19 protein-coding genes and 1 pseudogene are annotated in these 21,643 nt (G+C 68.0%); 11 read left to right on the forward strand and 9 right to left on the reverse strand.

The window, feature by feature from the left end:
* Positions 1-157 precede the first annotated feature (157 nt).
* A complete protein-coding gene (locus ACFQ7F_RS27795) occupies positions 158-1,054 on the reverse strand; it encodes an endonuclease/exonuclease/phosphatase family protein (protein WP_383275644.1) in 897 nt (298 codons plus the stop codon).
* Positions 1,055-1,284: 230 nt separating this feature from the next.
* Between ACFQ7F_RS27795 and ACFQ7F_RS27800 the strand changes: the two genes are divergently transcribed.
* The gene (locus ACFQ7F_RS27800; protein WP_383275647.1) at positions 1,285-2,577 is read left to right on the forward strand and encodes a DUF6986 family protein; all 1,293 of its coding nucleotides are present in this window, start codon (positions 1,285-1,287) and stop codon (positions 2,575-2,577) included.
* Between the two features lie 39 nt (positions 2,578-2,616).
* Here ACFQ7F_RS27800 and ACFQ7F_RS27805 read toward each other — a convergent pair whose 3' ends face one another.
* A complete protein-coding gene (locus tag ACFQ7F_RS27805; protein WP_383275650.1) occupies positions 2,617-3,657 on the reverse strand; it encodes a LacI family DNA-binding transcriptional regulator in 1,041 nt (346 codons plus the stop codon).
* Between the two features lie 175 nt (positions 3,658-3,832).
* Here ACFQ7F_RS27805 and ACFQ7F_RS27810 point away from each other — a divergent pair, with 175 nt between their 5' ends.
* Positions 3,833-4,798, forward strand: a complete 966-nt coding sequence (locus ACFQ7F_RS27810) for an ROK family protein (RefSeq protein WP_383275653.1) — start codon at positions 3,833-3,835, stop codon at positions 4,796-4,798.
* A 101-nt stretch (positions 4,799-4,899) separates the two neighbouring features.
* Here ACFQ7F_RS27810 and ACFQ7F_RS27815 read toward each other — a convergent pair whose 3' ends face one another.
* On the reverse strand, positions 4,900-6,981 hold the full coding sequence (locus ACFQ7F_RS27815) for an NPCBM/NEW2 domain-containing protein (protein ID WP_383275656.1): 2,082 nt from the start codon (positions 6,979-6,981) through the stop codon (positions 4,900-4,902).
* Positions 6,982-7,246: 265 nt separating this feature from the next.
* Between ACFQ7F_RS27815 and ACFQ7F_RS27820 the strand changes: the two genes are divergently transcribed.
* From ACFQ7F_RS27820 to ACFQ7F_RS27835, 4 genes are all read left to right on the forward strand, one after another.
* The gene (locus ACFQ7F_RS27820; RefSeq protein ID WP_383275659.1) at positions 7,247-8,515 is read left to right on the forward strand and encodes an ABC transporter substrate-binding protein; all 1,269 of its coding nucleotides are present in this window, start codon (positions 7,247-7,249) and stop codon (positions 8,513-8,515) included.
* Between the two features lie 20 nt (positions 8,516-8,535).
* Positions 8,536-9,480: a carbohydrate ABC transporter permease gene (locus ACFQ7F_RS27825; RefSeq protein WP_383275662.1), complete on the forward strand. Its 945-nt coding sequence runs from the start codon at positions 8,536-8,538 to the stop codon at positions 9,478-9,480.
* On the forward strand, positions 9,477-10,403 hold the full coding sequence (locus tag ACFQ7F_RS27830) for a carbohydrate ABC transporter permease (protein WP_383275665.1): 927 nt from the start codon (positions 9,477-9,479) through the stop codon (positions 10,401-10,403). The genes ACFQ7F_RS27825 and ACFQ7F_RS27830 overlap by 4 nt, the downstream gene beginning before the upstream one ends.
* Positions 10,404-11,057: 654 nt before the next feature.
* Positions 11,058-11,669 (forward strand): hypothetical protein, encoded by a 612-nt coding sequence (locus ACFQ7F_RS27835; protein ID WP_383275668.1) that lies wholly within the window; start codon positions 11,058-11,060, stop codon positions 11,667-11,669.
* 149 nt (positions 11,670-11,818) lie between these two features.
* Here ACFQ7F_RS27835 and ACFQ7F_RS27840 read toward each other — a convergent pair whose 3' ends face one another.
* Positions 11,819-12,007 carry a hypothetical protein gene (locus tag ACFQ7F_RS27840; protein WP_383275671.1) on the reverse strand — a complete coding sequence of 63 codons (189 nt, stop codon included), beginning with the start codon at positions 12,005-12,007 and terminating at the stop codon, positions 11,819-11,821.
* A gap of 527 nt (positions 12,008-12,534) precedes the next feature.
* Between ACFQ7F_RS27840 and ACFQ7F_RS27845 the strand changes: the two are divergent.
* Positions 12,535-12,636: pseudogene (locus ACFQ7F_RS27845) on the forward strand (IS5/IS1182 family transposase); the annotation flags it as partial.
* Between the two features lie 88 nt (positions 12,637-12,724).
* The gene (locus tag ACFQ7F_RS27850; protein ID WP_383275674.1) at positions 12,725-14,701 is read left to right on the forward strand and encodes a hypothetical protein; all 1,977 of its coding nucleotides are present in this window, start codon (positions 12,725-12,727) and stop codon (positions 14,699-14,701) included.
* A 543-nt stretch (positions 14,702-15,244) separates the two neighbouring features.
* On the opposite strand, the gene ACFQ7F_RS27855 is transcribed toward ACFQ7F_RS27850, so the two are convergent.
* From ACFQ7F_RS27855 to ACFQ7F_RS27865, 3 genes are all read right to left on the reverse strand, one after another.
* Positions 15,245-15,370, reverse strand: coding sequence for a hypothetical protein (locus tag ACFQ7F_RS27855; protein ID WP_383275677.1), 126 nt, complete (start codon positions 15,368-15,370; stop codon positions 15,245-15,247).
* A 205-nt stretch (positions 15,371-15,575) separates the two neighbouring features.
* Positions 15,576-15,770, reverse strand: coding sequence for a hypothetical protein (locus tag ACFQ7F_RS27860; protein WP_383275680.1), 195 nt, complete (start codon positions 15,768-15,770; stop codon positions 15,576-15,578).
* Positions 15,771-15,882: 112 nt separating this feature from the next.
* On the reverse strand, positions 15,883-16,050 hold the full coding sequence (locus ACFQ7F_RS27865; protein ID WP_383275683.1) for a hypothetical protein: 168 nt from the start codon (positions 16,048-16,050) through the stop codon (positions 15,883-15,885).
* Positions 16,051-16,223: 173 nt separating this feature from the next.
* Here ACFQ7F_RS27865 and ACFQ7F_RS27870 point away from each other — a divergent pair, with 173 nt between their 5' ends.
* Entirely contained in the window at positions 16,224-16,571 is a 348-nt protein-coding gene (locus ACFQ7F_RS27870; RefSeq protein ID WP_383275686.1) for a DUF6415 family natural product biosynthesis protein, read from the forward strand.
* Positions 16,572-17,075: 504 nt separating this feature from the next.
* Here ACFQ7F_RS27870 and ACFQ7F_RS27875 read toward each other — a convergent pair.
* Entirely contained in the window at positions 17,076-17,462 is a 387-nt protein-coding gene (locus ACFQ7F_RS27875) for an STAS domain-containing protein (RefSeq protein WP_383275689.1), read from the reverse strand.
* A gap of 304 nt (positions 17,463-17,766) precedes the next feature.
* Here ACFQ7F_RS27875 and ACFQ7F_RS27880 point away from each other — a divergent pair, with 304 nt between their 5' ends.
* Positions 17,767-18,810: an NUDIX domain-containing protein gene (locus ACFQ7F_RS27880; RefSeq protein ID WP_383275692.1), complete on the forward strand. Its 1,044-nt coding sequence runs from the start codon at positions 17,767-17,769 to the stop codon at positions 18,808-18,810.
* Positions 18,811-18,861: 51 nt separating this feature from the next.
* Here the strand turns inward: ACFQ7F_RS27880 and ACFQ7F_RS27885 are convergent, their stop codons facing one another.
* Positions 18,862-20,217 (reverse strand): dipeptidase, encoded by a 1,356-nt coding sequence (locus tag ACFQ7F_RS27885; protein ID WP_383275695.1) that lies wholly within the window; start codon positions 20,215-20,217, stop codon positions 18,862-18,864.
* 135 nt (positions 20,218-20,352) lie between these two features.
* Between ACFQ7F_RS27885 and ACFQ7F_RS27890 the strand changes: the two genes are divergently transcribed.
* On the forward strand, positions 20,353-21,579 hold the full coding sequence (locus tag ACFQ7F_RS27890) for a geranylgeranyl reductase family protein (RefSeq protein WP_383275698.1): 1,227 nt from the start codon (positions 20,353-20,355) through the stop codon (positions 21,577-21,579).
* Positions 21,580-21,643: the final 64 nt, after the last annotated feature.

Genomic DNA, 21,643 nt, shown 5'->3' on the forward strand with positions numbered 1-21,643 from the left:
CCCCGATCTTCGACCTGGTCGACTACGGCGTCGTCGGCGACCTCTTCGACGTCGTCCCCGCCCTCACCGAAGAGGTCAACACCCGCAAGGGCTGAACCTGATCGGACCGTACGAGGCCTTCGCCACCGCACACAGCGGAGGCGAAGGCCTCGCCGCGTCACAGGGTCAGCGAGGCCTGCACCGGCAGATGGTCGCTCGGGAACTGCCCGCCGAGCGCGAAGGTGTTGATGGCCGCCGAGTGGACCCGCACCTCCGGTGTCGCCAGGATCCAGTCGATCCGGTCGCCGTCCGGCACCAGCGGCTTGTAGCCGTGAAAGGTGGCGTACGCCTTGCTGCGCTCGGCCGCCGCGTCCCACGTGTCGACGAGACCGGCGCCCAGCATCGTGTCGTAGACCTGGTTCTTGTGGGCCGCGACGTTGAAGTCACCCGTGACCAGGAGCGGCAGGGACGGGTCGAGGGCGGCGATCCGTTCGGAGATCAGACTCGCGGCGCGCGTGCGGGCGTACTGGCTCGCGTTGTCGAGGTGGGTGTTGAGGACGTACAGCTCGGTGTCCGTGCGCAGGTCGTGGAAGCGGACCCGGGTGACCATGCGGATGGAGCCGCCGCCCCAGGTGTTCGATCCGATGACGTCCGGGGTGTCGGAGAGCCAGAAGTGGTCGTACTCGATCGGCGCGAGTCTGCGGGTGTCGTAGAAGACGGTCATGAACTCGTCGCGGCTGCCGCCCGCCCGGCCGGTGCCGATCCAGTCGTAGTGCGGGCCCAGGTCCTCGGCGATGTCCCGGACCTGCTGGTAGAGGCCTTCCTGGGTGCCGATGACATGGGGGCGCGCGCGGCGAAGCAGTTCCCGGGTCACCGGGCGGCGGTCGGCCCAGGTGTTGGGCGGCGTGGTGCCCGCGTAACGGAGATTGAACGACATGACCTCCAGGCGGCGCCCCGCGCGCTCCACCGCGCGTGCGGGCGATGCGGCAAGGGCGGTGGTGACCATGGGCACTGCCACCGCGGCCAGCGCGGTCTGCAGACCGAAGCGGCGCGTTACTCGGGTGTCGTTCGGCACGCGATCTCCTTCAATGGGTGACGTCAGGATGAGGTGCGGGTACGCGAGTGCGGAAGCAGGATCTGAGACACGGGTGAACGGACGTGGTCCGGCAGACGAGAGGGTGTTGACCAGCGGGAAGGTCGACGGATAACTTCGCCATGCGGATTGTTGATTCCGTGAAGCGGAAATTCTTCGTGATTCTGAGTGGTCCTGAGTGTGTGGGTCCCGAGCGTGTGGAGGGTGCAGGAATGGGTCAGCAAGAGAAGGTGGCAACGAGTCTCGCGGGCGCGGTCAGCGAGGGCATCAGCGCTTCCCTCGCCCCGGTGGACGCGGAGCTCGAGCGCCGCTACCCCGGCGACCCGGGCACCCGCCAGCCGGTCCACACCGTGTACGTCCCCGGTGAGCTCTTCGGCGCCGACACCATCCGTACGTGGGGCGACCAGGCCCTGAAGGCCCTCGACGAGCACGCCCCGGACGCCGCCACCTTCGCGTCCGTCCTCGGTCTGGCCGACGACCTCGCCGCGCCGGTCTACGACCGCGTGCGCGCCAAGCTGGAGCGCGAGCCCGTCGAGGACCTGCGCATCGACTTCGAGGACGGCTACAAGGGCGCGGACGAGGACCAGGACGCCGCCCGCGCGGCCCGCCTGGTCGCCGAGGCCTACAAGAACGGCACGGCAGCCCCGTACATGGGCATCCGCATGAAGTGCTTCGAGGAGAACGTGCGTGACCGCGCCATCCGCACCCTCGACATTTTCCTGTCCGGCCTCATGGAGGCGGGCGGCCTGCCGGACGGCCTCGTCCTGACGCTGCCCAAGGTGACGTATCCCGAGCAGGTCACCGCGATGGTGCGCCTCCTGGAGGAGTTCGAGAAGGTGCGCGGTCTGGAGGCGGGCCGGATCGGCTTCGAGATCCAGATCGAGACCAGCCAGTCCATCCTCGCTGCCGACGGCACCGCCACCGTGGCCCGCATGATCGGCGCCGCCGAGGGCCGCGCCACAGGCCTGCACTACGGCACCTTCGACTACAGCGCCTGCCTTCACGTGAGCGCCGCCTACCAGACCAGCGACCACCCGGCCGCCGACCACGCCAAGGCGATCATGCAGGTCGCGGCGGCGGGCACCGGCGTACGCGTATCGGACGGCTCCACCAACGTCCTGCCCATCGGCACCACCGAGAAGGTGCACGACGCCTGGCGGCTGCACTACGGCCTCACGCGCCGCGCCCTGGCCCGCGCCTACTACCAGGGCTGGGACATGCACCCCGGCCACATCCCCACGCGCTACGCCGCCGTGTTCGCGTTCTACCGCGAGGGCTTCGAGCAGGCCGCCGCGCGCCTGTCCGCGTACGCCGCCCACCGCGAGGGCGGCGACGTGGCGGACGAGCCCGCGTCGGCCAAGGCGCTTGCCGGCTACCTGCTGCGCGGCCTGGACTGCGGCGCCCTCGACGCCGGCGAGGTCACCCGCCTCACCGGCCTGACGCTGGCCCGGCTGCAGAGCTTCTCGGGCCCGCGCCGCGGCGACCTCACGCCCTCCGCCAAGTAAGGCGAGTAAGGCGAGTAACTCCCCTTGCGCCGCCAACCGTCAGACCGCTGGCGGCAGTTCGCCCGACCCGCGCTTGATGAGCCGGGTCGGGAGTTCGATGCGCTCCGGTGCGTCGGACGCGCCGTCGAGCTGACGGAACAGGCGCTCCGCGGCGGTCCTGCCCAACTGTGCGGCGTCCTGGGCCACGACGGTCACGCCCGGCTGCAGCAGGTCCGCGAGCTCGATGTCGTCGAAGCCGACGAGGGCCACGGGGCGGTCGAGTCCGGCCAGGACACGGACGACCGTCACCGTCACACGGTTGTTGCCCGCGAAGATCGCCGTGACGGGGTCCTGGCCGCTCAGCATCGTCTTGGTGGCCTGCTCGACGCGGTCCGGGTTGGTGAGGCCCAGGGACATCCACTCGTCCTCGACGGGGATGCCCGCGTCCTCCATGGCCGCGCGGTAGCCGCGCAGGCGCTCTATGGCGGTGTGGATGCGCGGCTGGTCGCCGATGAAGCCGATGCGGCGGTGTCCGTGGGCGATGAGATGGGCGACGCCGTCGCGCGCGCCGCCGAAGCTGTCGGAGAGCACGACATCGGCGTCGATCTTCCCGGCGGGACGGTCGACGAAGACGGTGGCGACACCGGCGGCGATCTCCGGCTCCAGATAGCGGTGGTCGTCACCGGCCGGGATGACGACAAGACCGTCCACCCTGCGTGCGCACAGGGCGAGGACCAACTCCTGCTCGCGGTCCGGGTCTTCGGCACTCGAACCGTTGATGAGGAGTGCGCCGTGGGCGCGGGCCACTTCCTCCACGGCGCGGCTGAGCGGGCCGTAGAAGGGGTCGGCGAGGTCTTCGAGCACGAGGCCGATGCTGGCCGTGCGGCCCTTGCGCAGGACGCGCGCGCTGTCGTTGCGGCGGAACCCCAGGGCGTCGATGGCTTCCTGGACGCGGCGTTCGGTGTCCGGGGTGACGCCCGGCTCGCCGTTCACCACGCGGGAGACCGTCTTGAGGCCGACTCCGGCGCGGGCGGCGACGTCCTTCATGGTCGGACGGTTGCCGTAGCGGGGTTCGGGTCGTCGGCTGGCTGTCTCGGCCACGGTGCGCTGTCCTGTCGTCGACGGGGGTGAGCTGAAAGTGGTGCGTAAGTGATGTGGCGTCGAGCATAGAACCTGGACAACGTTGTCAGATGCAAGAGAGACTGTCCATCGCATTCTCCGGTCTGCCCTTTCACCAGAAGGGCGGCCTGCCCTTTCACCAGGAGATCTGACACTGATGCACACGGACCTCGTCGCCGCACTCGACATCGGCGGCACCAAGATCGCCGGCGCCCTGGTGGACGGCCGCGGCCGGATCCTGCTGCGCGCCCAGCGGCCCACGCCCGCGCGCGAGGACGGCGACACCGTGATGCGGGCGGTCGAAGAGGTCATCGGCGAGCTCACGCACTCCCCGCTGTGGAACAGGGCGCGCGCGGTCGGCATCGGCAGCGCGGGCCCCGTCGACGCGTCGGCGGGGACGGTCAGCCCCGTCAACGTGCCTGGTTGGCGCGGCTACCCGCTGGTCGAGCGGGTGCGCGCGGCCACCGGCGGCCTGCCGGTCGATCTTGTCGGGGACGGCGTCGCGATGACGGCGGCCGAGCACTGGCAGGGCGCGGCCCGCGGGCACGACAACGCGCTGTGCATGGTGGTGTCCACGGGAGTCGGGGGCGGGCTGATCCTCGGGGGCAAGCTGCACCCGGGCCCCTCGGGGAACGCGGGGCACATCGGGCACATCAGCGTCGATCTGGACGGCGACCCCTGCCCGTGCGGCGCGCGTGGCTGCGTGGAGCGCATAGCGAGCGGGCCGAACATCGCGCGGCGTGCGGTGGAGGGCGGATGGCGTCCGGGGCCCGACGGCGACACGTCCGCCGCGGCGGTGGCCCTCGCCGCACGCGCCGGGGACCCGGTCGCCGTCGCCTCCTTCGAGCGGGCGGCCAAGGCGCTCGCCGCGGGGATCGCCGCCACGGCGACGCTCGTCGAGATCGACATCGCCGTCATCGGGGGCGGGGTGGCGAAAGCGGGGAACGTACTCTTCGATCCGCTGCGCCGCTCCCTGCGGGACTACGCCACGCTCTCGTTCGTACGTCATCTGACCGTGGGCCCGGCCTTGATGGGGACGGACGCGGGGTTGGTGGGGGCCGCGGCGGCCGCGCTCAGCCAGGAGGCCAGTGCGGCGGACTTGCGTCCTGCTGTGGGGAGTTGACGGATTCCGGACCTTCCCCCTTCCGGGGAGGCGGCTGTCAACTGCGGCCCGGGCCGAACTGCCCTAGCCCGGACCGCAGTTGACGTTCCCCGCAGCTCAGGTCAGCAGCTGAGGACCGGCTCCGCCCAGTCCGCGTGGTCGGAGTCCCCGCCGTCGCCGCCGTCCGTGACGACGAGGCGTACGACCTGGGCGCCGGTCACATCGGCCGAAAGGCTCCGCGCGGCATCGGCGTTGGTGAGGACACCGGTCGACGCGGCCTTCTTGCCGTCCGCCCAGATCTCGAAGGTGACCGTTCCCTTGGGATCCTTCTCGTCGTCGACGCCCACCCGCGCGGCGACCTTCTCGCAGGCCCCTCCGGTGTAGTACTCGACGGCGCTGTCGGAGTGCACCCCGAGCCCCTTGGCGTGGACGACCCCGCCGATGGTGATCGGGTTTCCGTCGCCCGCCGCGCTCTCGCCGTTGCTGGTGTCCTTCTCGACGGGGCCCCAGCCGTTGACCGTCGACATCCACGGCAGGTCACTCACCGCCGAGTTGCCCGCGGGCGGGGCCACCACGACATGAGCCGTCAGCGGCAGCACGTTCTCGGCGCGGGTGCCGCCGGGGGAGCGGTAGGTGGTCTTGAGCGTCAGGTCGTACGCTCCCGGGGCCGCGCCCCGAGGTGCGGTCACCGCCCACGATGTGCCCAGCGACTTCCCCGTACGCAGGGAGTTCGCGGTCGAGGGCGAGGTCGCCTCGATCCGCCAGCCGGAAGGCCCCGTGAAGGTGGCGGACACCTTCTGTGCGGAGGTGCGGCCGAGGTTGGTGACCTTCGACGTCAGCTTCTCGGACTTGCCCGGCTCCACCAACGGGTCGCCGTCCAGGCCGAGTTCCACGGCGGGCGGGTTCTTGGCCCATTTGCCGTCCGCCGCGACGCGCAGCAGTACGGTGCCGTGCGCCGGGACGGTCGCCGAGATCTTGCCCGCCGTGTTGTAGCTCTTGTGCTGCCACAGGTCCCGCAGGGTGTAGCCGTCGGCGTCCGGGAGCCCGACGTCCTTCGCCGACGTGGCAATCGACCGGGCGGTGCCCGTCTCGTTGAAGAGCGCGACCGTCCGGCTGCCGTCCTTCATCTCCTTGGCGACGACCCAGCGGCCGCCGTCCGACGAAAGGACCTTGCCCTGCTTGCCCAGGGGGTCCTGGTCGACGGCGATGACTTCCTTGTTGCCGATGATCTCGAAGGTCTCGGGTGTGGCCTTGCGCAGGTCGGAGCCGATGAGCAGCGGGGATGCCATGATCGACCACATCGAGAAGTGCGTGCGGTACTCGGTGTCCGTCATGCCGCCGTTGCCGACCTCCAGCATGTCCGGGTCGTTCCAGCGGCCCGGGCCCGCGTGCTCGGCGAGCGGCAGGTTCTGCTTCATGATCGACAGCATCGAGCTCCAGTTGTCGCTGATGTCGCCGGTGGTGCGCCACAGATGCCCTACGTCGGCCGCCCACTCCCAGGGCTTGTTCTCGCCCCACTCGCAGAGGCTGTAGACGATGGGGCGGCCGGTGGCCTTCAGCGCGTCGCGCATCGCGATGTACCGCTTCTTGGCGTCGACGCCTTGGTTGTTGCAGTTGTCGTACTTGAGGTAGTCGACGCCCCAGTCGGCGAACTGCCGTGCGTCGCTTACCTCATGGCCCAGTGCGCCGGGGAAACCGATGTCGCTGCAGGTCTTGGTCCCGGCGCTGGTGTAGATGCCGAGCTTCAGCCCCTTGCCGTGCACATAGTCGGCAACTCCCTTGATCCCATTGGGGAATCGCTTGGGGTCGGGCACCAGCTTGCCGTTCGCGTCCCGCTCGGGCAGCGCCCAGCAGTCGTCGAGATTGACGTACTGATATCCGGCGTCCTTGAGGCCCTTCTCGACGAAGAGGTCCGCGATCCCCTTGACCATCGCCTCGTCGAACTCGGCCCTGCAATGGGTGGAGTTCCAGTTGTTGAAGCCCATGGGCGGGGTGAGGGCGAGATCGCCGGGGAGCTTCGCATCGAGGGCTGACAGTCTCTCGACCGCGCTCTGGACTCCTGTGCCGCTCGCCTCGCTCGTCTCGCTCGCGCCGCCCGCGTCACGTGCCGCCGCCGGTGCGGCGAGCCCTGCGGCGCACAGCAGTGCGGCGGCCAGCGACCCGACGACTCTTCGACGTGTTGCGAGGGGTGAGATATGACGCATCGTTACATTCCTCCGTACTCGCAGAAGTTGTGGGGCTGCATGTACGCGTCAGAGGTGCGCGCTTACGGTAGGCCGTGTTGGACTCTGTTGGAAGAGGGCCGTAACGGTTCGAGCATCTGGCGCCAAAACCCTTGACGGCATGGGCAGTTGAGAGTGGTATCCAACCCTTGCGTTCGGTTGTGTTCGGTTGCACCCCGAGGAGGGGGACATGGCACAGTCATCGTTCATGGGTCCTGCCACGCCTCAAAGCATGTCAGGACATCGGATGTCCCGGCGGAATGTCCTGCGTGGTGCGGCCGCCGGAGCCGGAGCGGTCACCCTTCCGGCCCTGCTCACGGCCTGTGGTGAAGGACCCGGTGGCGACAAGGACGAAGTCACGATGGGGTCCAACTCATCGGACGCGGTGCCCAAGAAGGCGTTCGCCACCGCCTTCGACGCCTACGAGAAGAAGTCGGGGAAGACCGTCAAGGTCAACACGACGGAGCACAACGAGTTCCAGCAGAACATCACGCGCTATCTGCAGGGCACGCCCGACGACGTCTTCATGTGGTTCGCGGGATACCGCATGCAGTACTTCGCCGAGAAGGGTCTGCTGATCGACATCAGCGACGTGTGGAAGGGCTTCAAGGGGTTCTCGGACGCGCTGCGGGAACAGTCCACACACGAGGGCAAACAGTACTTCGTGCCGTATTACTACTACCCATGGGCCGTCTTCCACCGCAGGAGCCTCTTCGAGAAGCGGGGCTACGAACAGGCCAAGACGTGGGACCAGTTCATCGCGCTCGCCAAGAAGACGAGCAAGGACGGCATTCCGGTCGCCTTCTGCGACAAGGACGGCTGGCCCGCCATGGGCACCTTCGACTACATCAACATGCGCTTGAACGGATACGAGTTCCACAAGAGCCTGATGGCCGGCGAGGAAGCCTGGACCGACAAGAAGGTCAAGAAGGTCTTCGACCTGTGGCGTGAGCTCATGCCGTACTACCAGAAGGGCGCGCTCGGCCGGACCTGGGAAGAGGCGGGCCAAGGGCTGCAGAAGCGCAAGACCAGCATGGCCGTCCTCGGGATGCCGCACCCCGGCCAGCAGTTCCCGGCGGACGAACGCGACGACATCGACTTCTTCGCCTTTCCCGAGATCGATCCGGCGCACGGCCAGGACGCCGTGGAGGCGCCGATCGACGGATTTCTGGTGGCGAAGAAGTCGAAGAACCTCGACGGCGCCAAGGAACTCCTGAAGTGGCTCGGGACCCCGAGGGCCGAGGACATCTATCTGGCCGGTGACCCCAACAACGTCGCGGTCAATGACGGCGCCGACACCAGCAAGTACAGCCCGCTGCAGAAGAAGTCGGCCGAACTCGTCGCCGGGGCCAAACAGATCTCGCAGTTCCTCGACCGGGACACCCGGCCCGACTTCGCGCAGACCGTCATGATCAAGGCGCTGCAGGACTTCATCGACAATCCCAAGGACGTCGACGGCCTGGTCAACAGCATCGAGCGCCAGAAGAAGGACATCTTCTCGTCGGACGTCAGCTGAGTAGCGAGGGATCGCGCCTCGTGCCGCAGAAAACCGTGCCGCAGCAATCCCTGTCGCAGAAGACCGCGCGGCGCGCCGGACGGCGGGGACCACGGCGCTTCACGCGCCGTGACATCGCCGTGCTCGGCGTGCTTCTGGGAATTCCCGTCCTCCTCGACATCTTCATCATCTGGGGCCCGACCCTGGCCTCCATCGGCCTGTCCTTCACGTCCTGGGACGGCATAGGCGACATCCGGTGGGTGGGCGGAAAGAACTACGAGAACCTGGTCGACAACTACCCGGCGTTCTGGCCCGCCGTCCGCCACAACCTGCTGTGGATCGCGTTTCTCGGCCTGGTCGCCACGCCGTTCGGCCTTCTCCTCGCGGTGGTCATCGACCGAGGAGTCCGGTTCAGCCGCTTCTACCAGTCGGTGCTCTATATGCCGGTGGTGCTCTCGCTCGCCGTGGTCGGCTTCATGGCCCAGCTGATCCTCGGCACCGACCAGGGCGTCATCAACACCATCCTCAACAACGAGAACGACCCGATCGACTGGCTCGGGAACTCCGACATCAACCTCTGGATGATGATGCTGGCCGCGAGCTGGCGGCACACGGGCTACGTCATGATCCTGTACCTGGCCGGACTGAAATCCGTGGACCCCTCCCTGAAAGAGGCCGCGCAGATAGACGGCGCGAACGCCCGCCAGACATTCTTCCGCGTCGTCTTCCCGACACTCCGCCCCGTGAATGTCATCGTCGGCGTCATCACGGTCATCGAGGCTCTGCGCGCCTTCGACATCGTCTACGCGGTCAACAAGGGCCGAAATGGCCTGGAACTGCTCTCCGTGCTCATCACCGACAACATCATCGGCGAGGCGAGCCGGATCGGATTCGGCTCCGCCATCGCGGTCGTACTCCTGACCGTCTCGCTCGGATTCATCGTGACGTTCCTGGTCCAAGAGCTGCGAGGTGCGCGCGACCGATGACCGCCGACATCCACACCACGCCGCGCCCCGCCACCCCCGCACCGTCCGCCGACGCACCCACCGGACGCAGCCGCCGCCCCGGCCGTTTCGGGGTGCACATCTTCCTCATGGCGGTGACCCTCGCCTTCCTCGCACCGCTCCTCCTTGCGGTCTACGCCTCCTTGCGTCCGTACGAAGAGACGGCGCGGGACGGCTATTTCTCGTTCCCCAAGAGCCTGTCGTTCGACTACTACCGTCAGGCCTACAGCGATTCCGGCATGGGCAAGTACTTCACCAATACGTTGCTCATCGCGGTACCGGCGGTCCTCGTCACGCTCTTCCTGGCTTCGTTCGTGGCGTTCGCCGTATCCCGCCTGAGGATCCGCGGGGGAATGGTCCTGCTGATGTTCTTCACGGCGGGAAACCTGCTGCCACCGCAGGTGCTCGTCACCCCTCTCTACGTCCTCTTCCTGAAGATCCCCCTGCCTTGGTGGATGTCCGACTCACTGACCCTGTACGACTCGTACTGGGCGATCATCATCGTCAACATCGGCTTCCAGGTCGGCTTCTGCGTTTTCGTGCTCGCGAATTTCATGCGGACGCTGCCGCAGGAGATCCTGGAGGCGGCGATCGTGGACGGCGCGGGCGTCTGGACCCAGTTCTGGCGCATCACCCTGCCTCTGTGCCGCCCCGCCCTCGCGGCGCTCGGCACACTGGAATTCACCTGGATCTACAACGACTTCCTCTGGGCCCTCATCTTCATCTCCAACCCCGACAAACTCCCGATCACGTCATCCCTGAACAACCTCCGGGGCCAGTTCTTCACCGACTACAACCTCTTGGCCGCGGGCTCGGTCCTGGTGGCCCTGCCCACGGTCCTGGTCTTCCTGCTCCTGCAGAGGCACTTCATCGCGGGGCTGACGTTGGGGTCGAGCAAAGGGTGACGGGTCCGTCCTGGGATTTCGGGTCCCAGGACGCCGCCTGCATCCCATCATCCGCCCCGAGAGGCGTTCTCCGGCGCCAGGGAGACCCTTTCTCGCGGGTCGGCGGGGCGGCGATCACCCCTGCTGTGACCAATGCCTTCTTCCAGTAGTGCTGATTGAAGGACCAGGCACGGACCGCCTCGCCGGCGATCGTCGTGACGAGGAGCCGATGGGTGCGCGGCGCCCGCTCCTGTGCTTCCTTCCGAGTCGTAGCGGGACGGGCGTCCTTCCAGGGCAGCGTCACCGTCGCCGCGGGGAACTGCTCCTGGTGCTCCTTGATGCGCTGCGCCGGATAGCGAACCCCGAGAGCGTCTACTGGACGCGCAACACCCCCGGAGTGATCCAGAACGGGGTCGTGAGTGAGGAAGCGGCTGCACCCTCCGTGAACATCTCGCACCGCGACCCTGTTGTGGCTACTCGCCCGGGTCGACCTCGCCGGCCGAGAACTGTCACAGCAGAGCGCCCTCAGGGACCCGGCGACGGACCAGAAGGACCTCGCCCTCGCGCGCCGCCACCGCAGCAACGATCAGTAGACCCACCCGAGAACCTCAACTCCCCCTCAGGACATGGTCTTTCGTCGCATGCGGCGACAGGGCGGCGGACATCATCTGCGGCATGGACACCATCTCAACCACTGCGCTCCTGGTTGCCGTCATCAGCGCATGCATCGCCGCCTACACCACACGAGGCAACAGCGCCCGGGCCGGCTTCGAACTCGCCCGCACCCTGTTCACCAACCTGACCACCGGAGACGCCGCCACAGCCCGAAGCAGTCTGGAACGCTACAAACGCGGAACGGGCAGCGATGACCCGGACAAGGTCCTCGACCACTACTTCACCCTGCTCTGGCAACTGGAGCAGATCCACGCCGGCCGCCAATCTCTCATACGGCAACAACGACTCAACGGCACACGTGCCGTCGTCCGTTACCTCGACGAGATGGTCAACTGGCACGTCATCGAATGGGCCAACCGATGGTTGGAGATCCGGACCAAACTCGAAGCCGACCGCCACGAGCAGATCGACGACGAACACGCCCTCCACGTCTTCTGCCAACTCCTCGAGTCCATCGACGCCGGACACTGGCGCCTACACGACCTGAAGGCTGTCGTCGCGGAACAAAAGGCCCGCCGCGTAGCACGAGAAAGGGCCGAACGGGAACGAGTGCAGCGCCAACAAGGCACGACAACGCCTCCGCCCACCAGGGCAGGGGTACGAGGGGCATGAAGTGCGCGGGCTACTCGTCGGGTGCCTAGGCCCCGGCGAGTAGCGGGGCTGCGGGAACGTTCTATGGCCTGGGTCTACAAGCAGTACATCCGCGTACTCGAAGGCGTCGTCGACGAGTAGGGGAACGAGACCGTCGACACTGATATGAGTCAGCGTCGACCTCTGGTCGCAACCCAGAAGACCAACAGGCCGCCCGGTACCGCGATGGCTGCGTATAACAGAGCCGCCTGAGTGACGCTTCCGTCATCAGTCATGAATTCGCTGCTGATCAGCAGAACAAAGAAGAAGACGAATGCGGCAACGAGCATACCTGTACGTTTTGAGGTAGGTGCGCGCATGCTCAACCCCTTTGCCTTTAGTGGCACTTGGCGTCCTTGAACTGAGCAAGGTAAGTAAACTTGAACTCGACGCTCTTCTTGCTCTTCTTGCGCTTGTTGATCTTATCAGCACCCATGGATACCACTGAGGCGTAGGCGCCTGCGGCGACGGCCCCACCGATTCCCCCAGTGATGGCGCCGATGAGACCAGCCACAGTGACCGCAGACCCAGCGTTGACAGCCTAGGCCTGCGACTTTTTGAGCTTCACGTAGACGTACCAGCCGAGGCTGACGCCACGCGGCTGAACCTCGGAAGTCTTCCCCTCTGGAATTTCGCCCCGCACCACAGTCGCAACGGGGGAATCCTTGAAGGCCTCGACAGCTTCTTCGTAGATGTACCCCTGTGAAGCGAGATCCACGTAAGCGCCATTATCGTCAATCCCGGCGACGGCGGCAGGCTTTACATCGCGCGACCCAGCAGTTGAGGCAGACGCTGCGGCTGCAACTGCAACCAGTAGTGCACCAGCCATGACGGCCGAGCAAGATGTTTCTTCGACCTCGCCGACATCATCATCATCACCGTCCGCAGCCTGATCCGACGCGCATGGACAACCTACCGATGGAACGAACGTCCGCACCGCCGCCCATGACCGCATACCGATTCTGCGCGACATCCAAGCCCTGCTCCCACAACGGTGGTCGTGGCGATGTCGGTGCCGGCCAGTAGTCTCGCTGCCCATGAACCTGAAAGGCCGTGAAATCGCGCTCTCCGGCAGTTTCGACACTCTCGGGCCGGGTGAGGCCGAGGGACGTCTGGAAGCCGCAGGCGCACACGTGACGGACGAGCTCACGCCTTCGACCTCCGCGATCTTCATAGGGCAGGAGACGTCGACGGACAAGGGCAACAAGGCGTACGTCCAGGGCATACCGAAATACGACGAGGCGGCGCTCCTCGCGGCGCTCGCGGTGCTCGAGGGCTCGGACAGCGGGGATGGTTCCCAGCCCGCTCCCTTGCCGGGCCTTTTCGCGGACCCCGCCGCCCTCGCCGCGGCCGGCCCGGCCGAGCTGGAGAACATGCTGACGGACGCGGACTGGACATCCTTCGTTTCCGCCCGCGACCTGCCCCCTTTGCGGGCCCGGCTGACCGCTCTTGAACGCGACCACGGCCTCACCCCGGCGCACCGGCTCGCCACAAGCAGGATCCGCGTGCGGGGCACGATGCTCAGCCGCCCCTACGGGCACCGCTCGAAGATCACCGCACTGGCTCTCAGCCCTTCCGGCACCCATCTGGCCACTGGGGACTGGGGGGATGGCGAGAGCGGCACCGCGCAGGTCTGGGAGGTCGCGACCGGGCGGTGCGTCAACGTCCTGAAGTGGATCGACGGCGGTGTTGGCTGGGACGGTTATGCGCGCACCATGCAGTGGTCGTCCGACGGCCTGCACCTGGGCATGGCCTTCCGCACCAACGCGATCGGCGTGTGGGACCCCTTCGGCGAGTCTTCCGAGCCACGCGCGGAAGCCCAAGTGACCAACGGCGCTTCCCGCCCGCCGGCCTGGGCGCTACACCCCGACGGCCGCAGCGCCTACGTCGCGACGGGCAGCAAGGACATGGTCGGTGTGCAGGGCTGCCTCGCCCCGTTGGAGCACGGCAAGCTGTTCTGGCTGGCCGAACACGCCGAGATACCGCACGAGCACATCCTGGCCAAGGGTCCCGTGCCAGCTGACATCCGTGAACCCTGCGGGGAGGAGCTGGAAGTCGACCGCTCGCCCCTCTGGTCCCCCGACGGAAACCGGCTGTACGTCCCCAACCGCTCCAAGGCTTTCGTCGTCGATGTCCCCACAGGCGCCCCGCTCTGGCTCACCCACAGGGTCGACTGGCTTGCCGAGTGGAGCCCGGACGGACGCTACCTCGCCCATGTCCACCGAAAGCGGCTGCACTTCCGTGACGCGGCCACCGGCAGCCCGGCCGCCGACCCCGCACCGACCATCGGGTCGCGCTGGGACCTGTCGCTGCACTGGGGCATGCGCGGTGACACGGCCCGCCTCGCCGCCGTGCTGAGCGAGAAGGCGGCCGAGCCCAGCGTGGAGGTCTACGACGACGGGCGGCTCAGCCACCGACTGGCCGTCACCCCTGCAGAGGCAGCCCTGGCCCGTGAGAACAAGGACTTCGCGGTATGGGCCTGGGCGCCGTCCGGAGACCAGGGAGCCGTCCTCACAGCAGCGGGAAACATCGAGATCTGGTCACTGGGCGACGGCGAGCCCAGGCGCCTGCGCACATTGGCCGCCCCGATCGATACGCAAGGCGTGCTGTGGGGCGCTGACGATGTGATCGTCGCGGTGGGTGAGAAGGTGCTGCGGTTCCTGAAGGCTGACAGGGGCGAAACCGTGGGTGACTACACGTTTCTTCGGGAAGCGGACGCTGAGCTGCCGCTCCACGGGGACTATGTCTACGACCACTTCGACGGCAGAATCCTCGCACTCGACGATCACACCTGGTGTCTACCCGTCGAACCGGACATGGCGATCGCACCACCCGAGCGCCGCACCGACATCGAAGCGCACTTGGCCTGGATCGTCGACAGGCGCTTCGCATGGCCGCTCCACTGGAGCCGGTTCGACATCTGGCCGGACGTGCAGACAGCGGTCGCCAACCTCCGGACGACGTCACTGGACACCGGGAAACTGCGGCAGGCCGTCAGGGAGACAGCCGGATAAGCGACTGTCGCCAGGTCAATCAGGCGGACACAACAGCCAAGCACCGGCACATCACCAGCTGTTGCAGGAGCTGCAGGAGCTTGTCGAGCATGATCCGAACGTTGGTACGCGGGGTGGCAGCGCAGGGGCGGTCTGGGTGGTAGACCGGCCGCACGGGCAGCAATGCCGAGAACTCGTCCCACAGTGATTCGGCCAGCCATAACAGCAGGGCAGGCACAGGTCTTCCCGGTACTCGCCCCGCTGATCACAGAGCGTGGCAGCTCCATGATCATCAGCACCTGCGCCTGTCTTGCTACCGGGGTACCGTCACCGCGCCAATTTGCGCGGCCCCTTAGTCATTCGCAACCTCAGTGTTCACAACGCGACAAAGGCCGCGAACTGCTCGGACTGAAGGGCCGTAACATGATCAAATTGGCGTGAACTGGACGCCCCGCCCGGAGGCGCCGAGAAGGACGTGAGGCGCTACGTGGGGCGGGCGCGTCCTCTCCGTGCATGGATCTGGAGCAGTTCAGAGGCTGACGCCCCGGCCGCCATCGGCGAAGGTCACTTCCGGCGGCGGAGGAACAACCAGATGCGGGCGGCCATCGAGCCGATGACCAGGACGCCGACCGCGATCTGCAGCCAGCGCGGAAGGGCGCCCGCTCCGGGGAGATACAGCGCGAGTGGCATCACGGGCGCCGACGCTCGCCGAGCCGTGGTGTGAGGTCATCCATCTGACGGCTCCCGCGTTGTGGGCTTGACGTGGAGGTCGGTACGCGCGCCCTCTGTCATCGTGGCACAGGCAGAGTCAATCGGCCGTGAACGCGCCTCGCCCCGTCGCCTCCCTGCGGGCCGGAGCCCGCTGCGAGCGGGCCGCTTCAGTCGCGAGCGGGGCCTACGCCGCCTCCACGATCTCCGCAGGCGTCGACTCCGCCTGCGAGACGGTCGTCCACTCGGCGATGAGTCCCTCGTACCTGGCCCGCGTCTGTCCGTACAGCCAGCCGCCCGTCTCGATGAGGAGCTCCCTGATCTCGTCGTTCACCACGGCCGCAGACCGTGCGGTACCCGGCGAGGGGGGATTGGGAAGCATGCCGATCAGTTTAGGCGCCGGGTTCGGTACGGCCGAGGATGTGGCGAAAACGGCATATGACGATCACGCGATCGCGGCTGAGGCGATTCGGTTCGGTTCGGTTCGGTTCGGTTCACGAAAGTTCTGGTGGCGGCTGCATCTCCGCGAGCACTTCGGAGCGAAGTTCCTTCAGAACACGCCGCGTCGTCATCTGGGGGATCCCGCATTCACCGCACACATCCACTACCGACGGCAGCCGCTCGCAGGGCGGGTGCGTGCCGTCGGCGATCCGTTCCGCCATTGCCGCGTACACCTGCCGCGACCTGGGCACATACCGGTTCTCACCTCATGATCGAACGCCGAGTCGGCTCGCTCCACCCGGCGAACCGAGTGTGCCCATCTCACCCAGCACCCCAATTTCACCTGTCGGGCCAGAGTGTGCCGACCGGCATGCAAAACCCCCGGAGCGTCCACATGCACCAGCCTACGGAGCACCGCCACATCAGCGGCGAAGAGCTGACCGCCCTCATCGACGAGTCGATGGCAGCCTGCCGAAAGCTGCCTCCTCGTGAGCGCCTCGCCATGCTGAACGAGCAGCTGCGGACCGAACTCGCCCGCCTCACGCCGACAGTGCAGGCCCAGGCCGACGGGATGAACCGCGGTACGACCGGCTGGTACGGCAGGCGGCGCGCCGTCGACGCGACCCGCAATGCGCTCGCCGACGATCTGAGCGGCAGTCCGCTCGCCGCGTCGATGGCCGTCGCCGAACTCGGACGACGCCTGCACGAGCTCAGCAACTACGTGACGGGCGGCCAGTCATGACCGGTGTGACGAGTGGGTGTGATGGCCGCCGTCCGCATGACCCGCTCCGTGTCATGGGCTGTCATATCCCGCACTGAACGGCGGGATTGAGATCGTCGGAGGGTGGACACCGACAACCCTCGGCAGACGGAGCGCTCCGCGTGAAACCCCCGAAGTACGTGCGTGACATTCCCGGCCTGTGCTGGGACGAGAGGCCTGGTGACGTCCTTCACTGCACCCTTGAGCAGGACCACGCCGGCGACCACTTCCACGCCTACACCAGAACCAGGTGGCCCAACCGTGCACGCGCTGCCCGGCCCGCGACGGAGCGACGGTGAGGGCGGGTCGGAAGAAGGGTTCCTGGAGGCGGGTTCACACGGGGTGCGAACGAAATGCATATATGCACCCGGCGCGCACACTCCCGACAGCGGCGCGTGCGGGGCACTCTCATGACACTGCCCGGACCCCGCAGTGCTACGGAGCCACCCCGGCGGACAGCGGCAGGACGTGCCCCTGCCGCTGGGCTCACTCCTCCTCCGGCTCCAGCGCTTTCGCCAGGGTGGAAACCGGTAACAGCGTGGGAGTGAGGCCCGTGAGGCGCAGGATGCGGAGCGTCAGGCGGTGGGTGCAGACCACGGAGAGGTGGGCGCCACGTGCCGTCGTACGACGGTGTGCGCGGGCCAGCATGGCGATTCCGGAGCAGTCGAAGAACGTGGTCCGGGTCAGGTCGATGACCACTGTCGCCGCGGTTCCACCGGTGATGGGGTCGAGGAGCGGGGCCATCCGCTGATAGGCCAGCAGGTCGATCTCACCGTGCAGTTCGATGACAACCGCACCGTTGTGGTCGTACACGTGCGGCTGCTGGTCGTCGGAGTCCTCGAAGGCGAATTCGTTCAATGCATCGAGTTGCACGTGTCCCCCCAGTGGCGACGTCGGCCGGATCCTCGCGGCAGCGGGGTGCATCGGGAGAGCCGGGTTCATGAGGTCACCAGGGGCTGGGGCGCCTGGCGGATCACGCTAGCGGGGGAGGGCGGGCCCTGGAGTGAGGGAACGATTCATGCGGGGCGACTGCCACCCGATGGGGTGAAGTCAAAGCGAATCGCTTGACATGGGGTGACTCCATGCGATTCGAACTTTGGCCGCCTGATCAGGTTCTGGTTTCCGTGGCAGGGTGTTCCGGGCAAGCCACAGGGGGCCGACGGAAGAGGGGGGAACCGTGATCGTTTGGATCAACGGCGCGTTCGGTGCGGGCAAGACCAGTGCCGCACGGGAACTGATCGAGCTGATCCCGAACAGCACGCTCTTCGACCCCGAGATCATCGGCGCCGGACTGCCGCACCTGCTGCCGCCCAAGCGCCTCGCCGAGGTGAGCGACTTCCAGGATCTGCCGATCTGGCGGCGTCTCGTCGTGGACACCGCGGCGGCCCTGCTCGCCGAGGTCGGCGGCGTCCTCGTGGTGCCCATGACCCTGCTGCGCCAGGACTACCGCGACGAGATCTTCGGCGGCCTCGCCTCGCGCAGAATCACCGTACGCCACGTCGTCCTGACCCCGGATGAAACGATCCTGCGCGAACGAATATCCGAACGCCCCGTTCCGGACCTCCCGGTCGGCGAGACGCGCGTACGACAGTGGTCGTTCGACCACATCGCGCCGTACCGCGCCGCACTCGCGGGCTGGCTCGGCACCGACGCCCACCGCATCGACACCGGAGTGCTGACCCCCTGCGAGACCGCCGAGCGCATCGCCGACGCCGTACGCACCGGGGCCGCATCCGTCTGCGACATCGTGCAGACCCCACAGCCCACCGCGGAGACGCTCGCGGCCGGGGTGCTGCTCTTCGACGAGCGGGACCGGGTCCTGCTCGTCGACCCGACGTACAAGGCCGGCTGGGAGTTCCCCGGCGGCGTCGTCGAACCGGGTGAGTCGCCCGCGTGCGCCGGCCTGCGCGAGGTGACCGAGGAGACCGGCATCCAACTCGCCGACGCCCCCCGGCTCCTCGTCGTCGACTGGGAGCCGCCCGCACCGCCCGGCTACGGAGGGATGCGGTTCCTCTTCGACGGCGGGAGCCTAGACAGCGGCGAGGCGCGGCAGATGCTGCTGCCAGGCCCCGAACTCCGCGACTGCCGCTTCGTCACCGAGGAGGAGGCGGCCGGGCTGCTGCCCTCCGTGCGCTACGAGCGGCTTCGCTGGGCGCTGCGCGCGCGAGAGCGCGGGGTCGCCCTGTACCTGGAGGCCGGGATCCCCATCGGCCGCCAGTGACCAGCTACCAGTGACCGTCGGAGGGCCTGCCCGCCCCGCCCGCCCGGTGGCTCAGCTCGCCGCGTACTTCTGGAGGAACAGCGCCTCCGCGACCGAGAGTCGCTCCAACTCCTGTGGCGACACGCTCTCGTCGACCGCGTGGATCTGCGCCTCGGGCTCGCTCAGGCCGATCAGCAGGATCTCCGCCCGGGGGTAGAGCGCGGCGAGGGTGTTGCACAGCGGGATCGAGCCGCCCTGCCCCGCGTACTGCATCTCCTCGCCCGGGTACGCCTCACCCATCGCCTCCGCCATCGCCGCGTACGCCGGGCTCGTGGTGTCCGCGCGGAACGGCTGGCCCTGTCCGATCTGCTCGGTGGTCACCTGCGCGCCCCACGGAGTGTGCGTCTCCAAGTGCGCCTGCAGGAGCTTGGTGGCCTCGGCCGCGTCCACGCCCGGCGGCACCCGCAGGCTGATCAGCGCCCGCGCGCCCGCCTGCACGGACGGCGTCGCGCCGACCACCGGCGGGCAGTCGATGCCGAGCACCGTGACCGCGGGGCGTGCCCAGATGCGGTCGGCGACTGTGCCCTTGCCGACCAGCTGGACACCGTCGAGGACCTTGGCGTCCTTGCGGAAGTCGGCCTCTTCGTACTGAAGTCCGTCCCAGACCTCGTCGCCCGTGAGCCCGTCGACCGTCGTCGAGCCGTCATCGGCGCGCAGCGAGTCGAGCACCCGCACCAGCGCCGCGAGCGCGTCAGGGGCCGCGCCGCCGAACTGTCCCGAGTGCAGGTTGCCCTCAAGAGTGTCGATGCGCACGCGAAGGAGAGTCATGCCGCGGAGCGTCGCGGTGACCGTCGGCAGGCCCACCCGGAAGTTGCCCGCGTCGCCGATGATGATCGTGTCGGCCGTCAGGAGGTCGGGGTGCTCCTCGGCGTACCGCTCTAGACCGCCCGTGCCCTGCTCCTCCGAACCCTCGGCGATCACCTTGACGCTCACCGGGACACCGCCGTTCGCCTTCAGGGCGCGCAGCGCGAGCAGGTGCATGAGGATGCCGCCCTTGCAGTCGGCGCTGCCGCGTCCGTACCAGCGGCCTCCGCGCTCCGTCAGCTCGAACGGCGGGGTGGTCCACGCCGCCTCGTCGAGCGGCGGCTGCACGTCGTAGTGCGCGTAGAGCAGCACGGTGGGAGCGCCCTCGGGGCCGGGAAGCAGGCCGTACACCGACTGCGTGCCGTCCGGGGTGTCGAGCAGGGCCACGTCCTGGAACCCCTCGGCGCGCAGCGCGTCCGCCACCCAGTTCGCGGCGGCGGCGCTCTCGCTCTTGGGGAACTGATCGAAGTCCGCCACCGACTTGAAGGCCACCAGTTCGGTGAGCTCCGCCTTCGCCTTCGGCATGAGCGAGGCGACGGTCTCGGTGATCGGATTCGGCGACATGGGCACGCTCCTCGTAGGTGCGACGTTATACGTATGTGGGTGTTGTGATCCTCCCACAGGAGGGTGCCGGAGGTGCCCGCCGTAGGATGCCTTGGAAAGCGCGGCCAACAGCTGGATCGGGAGCGGTAGACCAACGTGAGCAGCGAGAACTCAGCGGACGACGCGCAGGACGTGCCAGCGGACGACGCGCAGTACGTGTGGGACGTCGTCGTGGTGGGAGCAGGGCCCGCAGGGGCGTCGGCGGCGTATGCGGCAGCCGTCGCGGGACGCAGTGTCCTCGTCCTGGAGAAAGCCGAACTGCCCCGGTACAAGACGTGTGGCGGCGGCATCATCGGCCCCTCGCGTGACGCGCTCCCGCCCGGCTTCGAACTGCCCTTCAGGGACCGGGTGCACGCGGTGACGTTCTCCCTGGACGGCAAGTTCACCCGCACCCGCCGCTCGAAGCAGATGCTCTTCGGGCTGATCAACCGTCCCGAGTTCGACCAGCAACTGGTCGAGCACGCACAGAAGGCGGGCGCGGAGTTGCGTACGGGCGCCACCGTCGCGCGCGTGGAGCAGCACGGCTCCGCGGTGCCCGACCGGCGGACGGTCGCCGTGGTGCTACAGGGCGGCGAGACGGTGCTCGCCCGTGCGGTCGTCGGAGCCGACGGCAGTGCGAGCCGCATAGGGGCACATGTCGGCGTGAAGCTCGATCAGGTGGATCTCGGTCTGGAGGCCGAGATCCCGGTGCCGCAGAGCGTCGCCGAGGACTGGGCGGGCCGGGTGCTCATCGACTGGGGCCCGATGCCGGGCAGTTACGGATGGGTGTTCCCCAAGGGCGACACCCTCACCGTCGGGGTCATCTCCGCACGCGGCGAAGGCTCGGCCACCAAGCGGTACTTGGAGGACTTCATCGCCCGCCTCGGGCTCGCGGGCTTCGAGCCGAGCATCTCCTCCGGCCATCTGACGCGCTGCCGCAGCGACGATTCGCCGCTCTCGCGCGGTCGGGTCGTGGTGTGCGGTGACGCGGCGGGGCTCCTTGAGCCGTGGACCCGCGAGGGCATCTCCTTCGCGCTGCGCTCGGGGCGGCTCGCGGGGGAGTGGGCGGTGCGGATCGGCGAGGCGCACGACGCGGTCGACGCCCGCCGCCAGGCCCTGAACTACGCCTTCGCCATCAAGGCAGGGCTCGGCGTCGAGATGAGCGTCGGGCGGCGCATGCTCACGGCCTTCGAGCGCCGTCCGGGGGCGCTGCACGCGGTGATCACCGGGTTCAGGCCCGCGTGGAACGCGTTCGCGAGGATCACCCGTGGCTCGACGACGCTCGGCGAGCTGGTGCGCAACCACCCGCTGGCGGGACGGGCGCTGAACAAGATCGAGCGGTGAGGAACCGAGCGGTGAGGATCTGCCCGCGGGGGGTCGGCGGCCTCGGCGGCCTCACCCCGTGGCG

It is taken from the genome of Streptomyces sp. NPDC056486 (assembly GCF_042795295.1).
Taxonomy (GTDB): domain Bacteria; phylum Actinomycetota; class Actinomycetes; order Streptomycetales; family Streptomycetaceae; genus Streptomyces.

Coding starts and splice junctions, on each gene's coding strand:
- ACFQ7F_RS27820 (WP_383275659.1), top strand. CDS start 7,247: ATGTCCCGGCGGAATGTCCTGCGTGGTGCGGCCGCCGGAGCCGGAGCG.
- ACFQ7F_RS27860 (WP_383275680.1), bottom strand. CDS start 15,770: ATGCTTCCCAATCCCCCCTCGCCGGGTACCGCACGGTCTGCGGCCGTG.
- ACFQ7F_RS27835 (WP_383275668.1), top strand. CDS start 11,058: ATGGACACCATCTCAACCACTGCGCTCCTGGTTGCCGTCATCAGCGCA.
- ACFQ7F_RS27855 (WP_383275677.1), bottom strand. CDS start 15,370: ATGCCACTCGCGCTGTATCTCCCCGGAGCGGGCGCCCTTCCGCGCTGG.
- ACFQ7F_RS27830 (WP_383275665.1), top strand. CDS start 9,477: ATGACCGCCGACATCCACACCACGCCGCGCCCCGCCACCCCCGCACCG.
- ACFQ7F_RS27810 (WP_383275653.1), top strand. CDS start 3,833: ATGCACACGGACCTCGTCGCCGCACTCGACATCGGCGGCACCAAGATC.
- ACFQ7F_RS27865 (WP_383275683.1), bottom strand. CDS start 16,050: ATGGCGGAACGGATCGCCGACGGCACGCACCCGCCCTGCGAGCGGCTG.
- ACFQ7F_RS27850 (WP_383275674.1), top strand. CDS start 12,725: ATGAACCTGAAAGGCCGTGAAATCGCGCTCTCCGGCAGTTTCGACACT.
- ACFQ7F_RS27800 (WP_383275647.1), top strand. CDS start 1,285: ATGGGTCAGCAAGAGAAGGTGGCAACGAGTCTCGCGGGCGCGGTCAGC.
- ACFQ7F_RS27815 (WP_383275656.1), bottom strand. CDS start 6,981: ATGCGTCATATCTCACCCCTCGCAACACGTCGAAGAGTCGTCGGGTCG.
- ACFQ7F_RS27885 (WP_383275695.1), bottom strand. CDS start 20,217: ATGTCGCCGAATCCGATCACCGAGACCGTCGCCTCGCTCATGCCGAAG.
- ACFQ7F_RS27840 (WP_383275671.1), bottom strand. CDS start 12,007: ATGCGCGCACCTACCTCAAAACGTACAGGTATGCTCGTTGCCGCATTC.
- ACFQ7F_RS27870 (WP_383275686.1), top strand. CDS start 16,224: ATGCACCAGCCTACGGAGCACCGCCACATCAGCGGCGAAGAGCTGACC.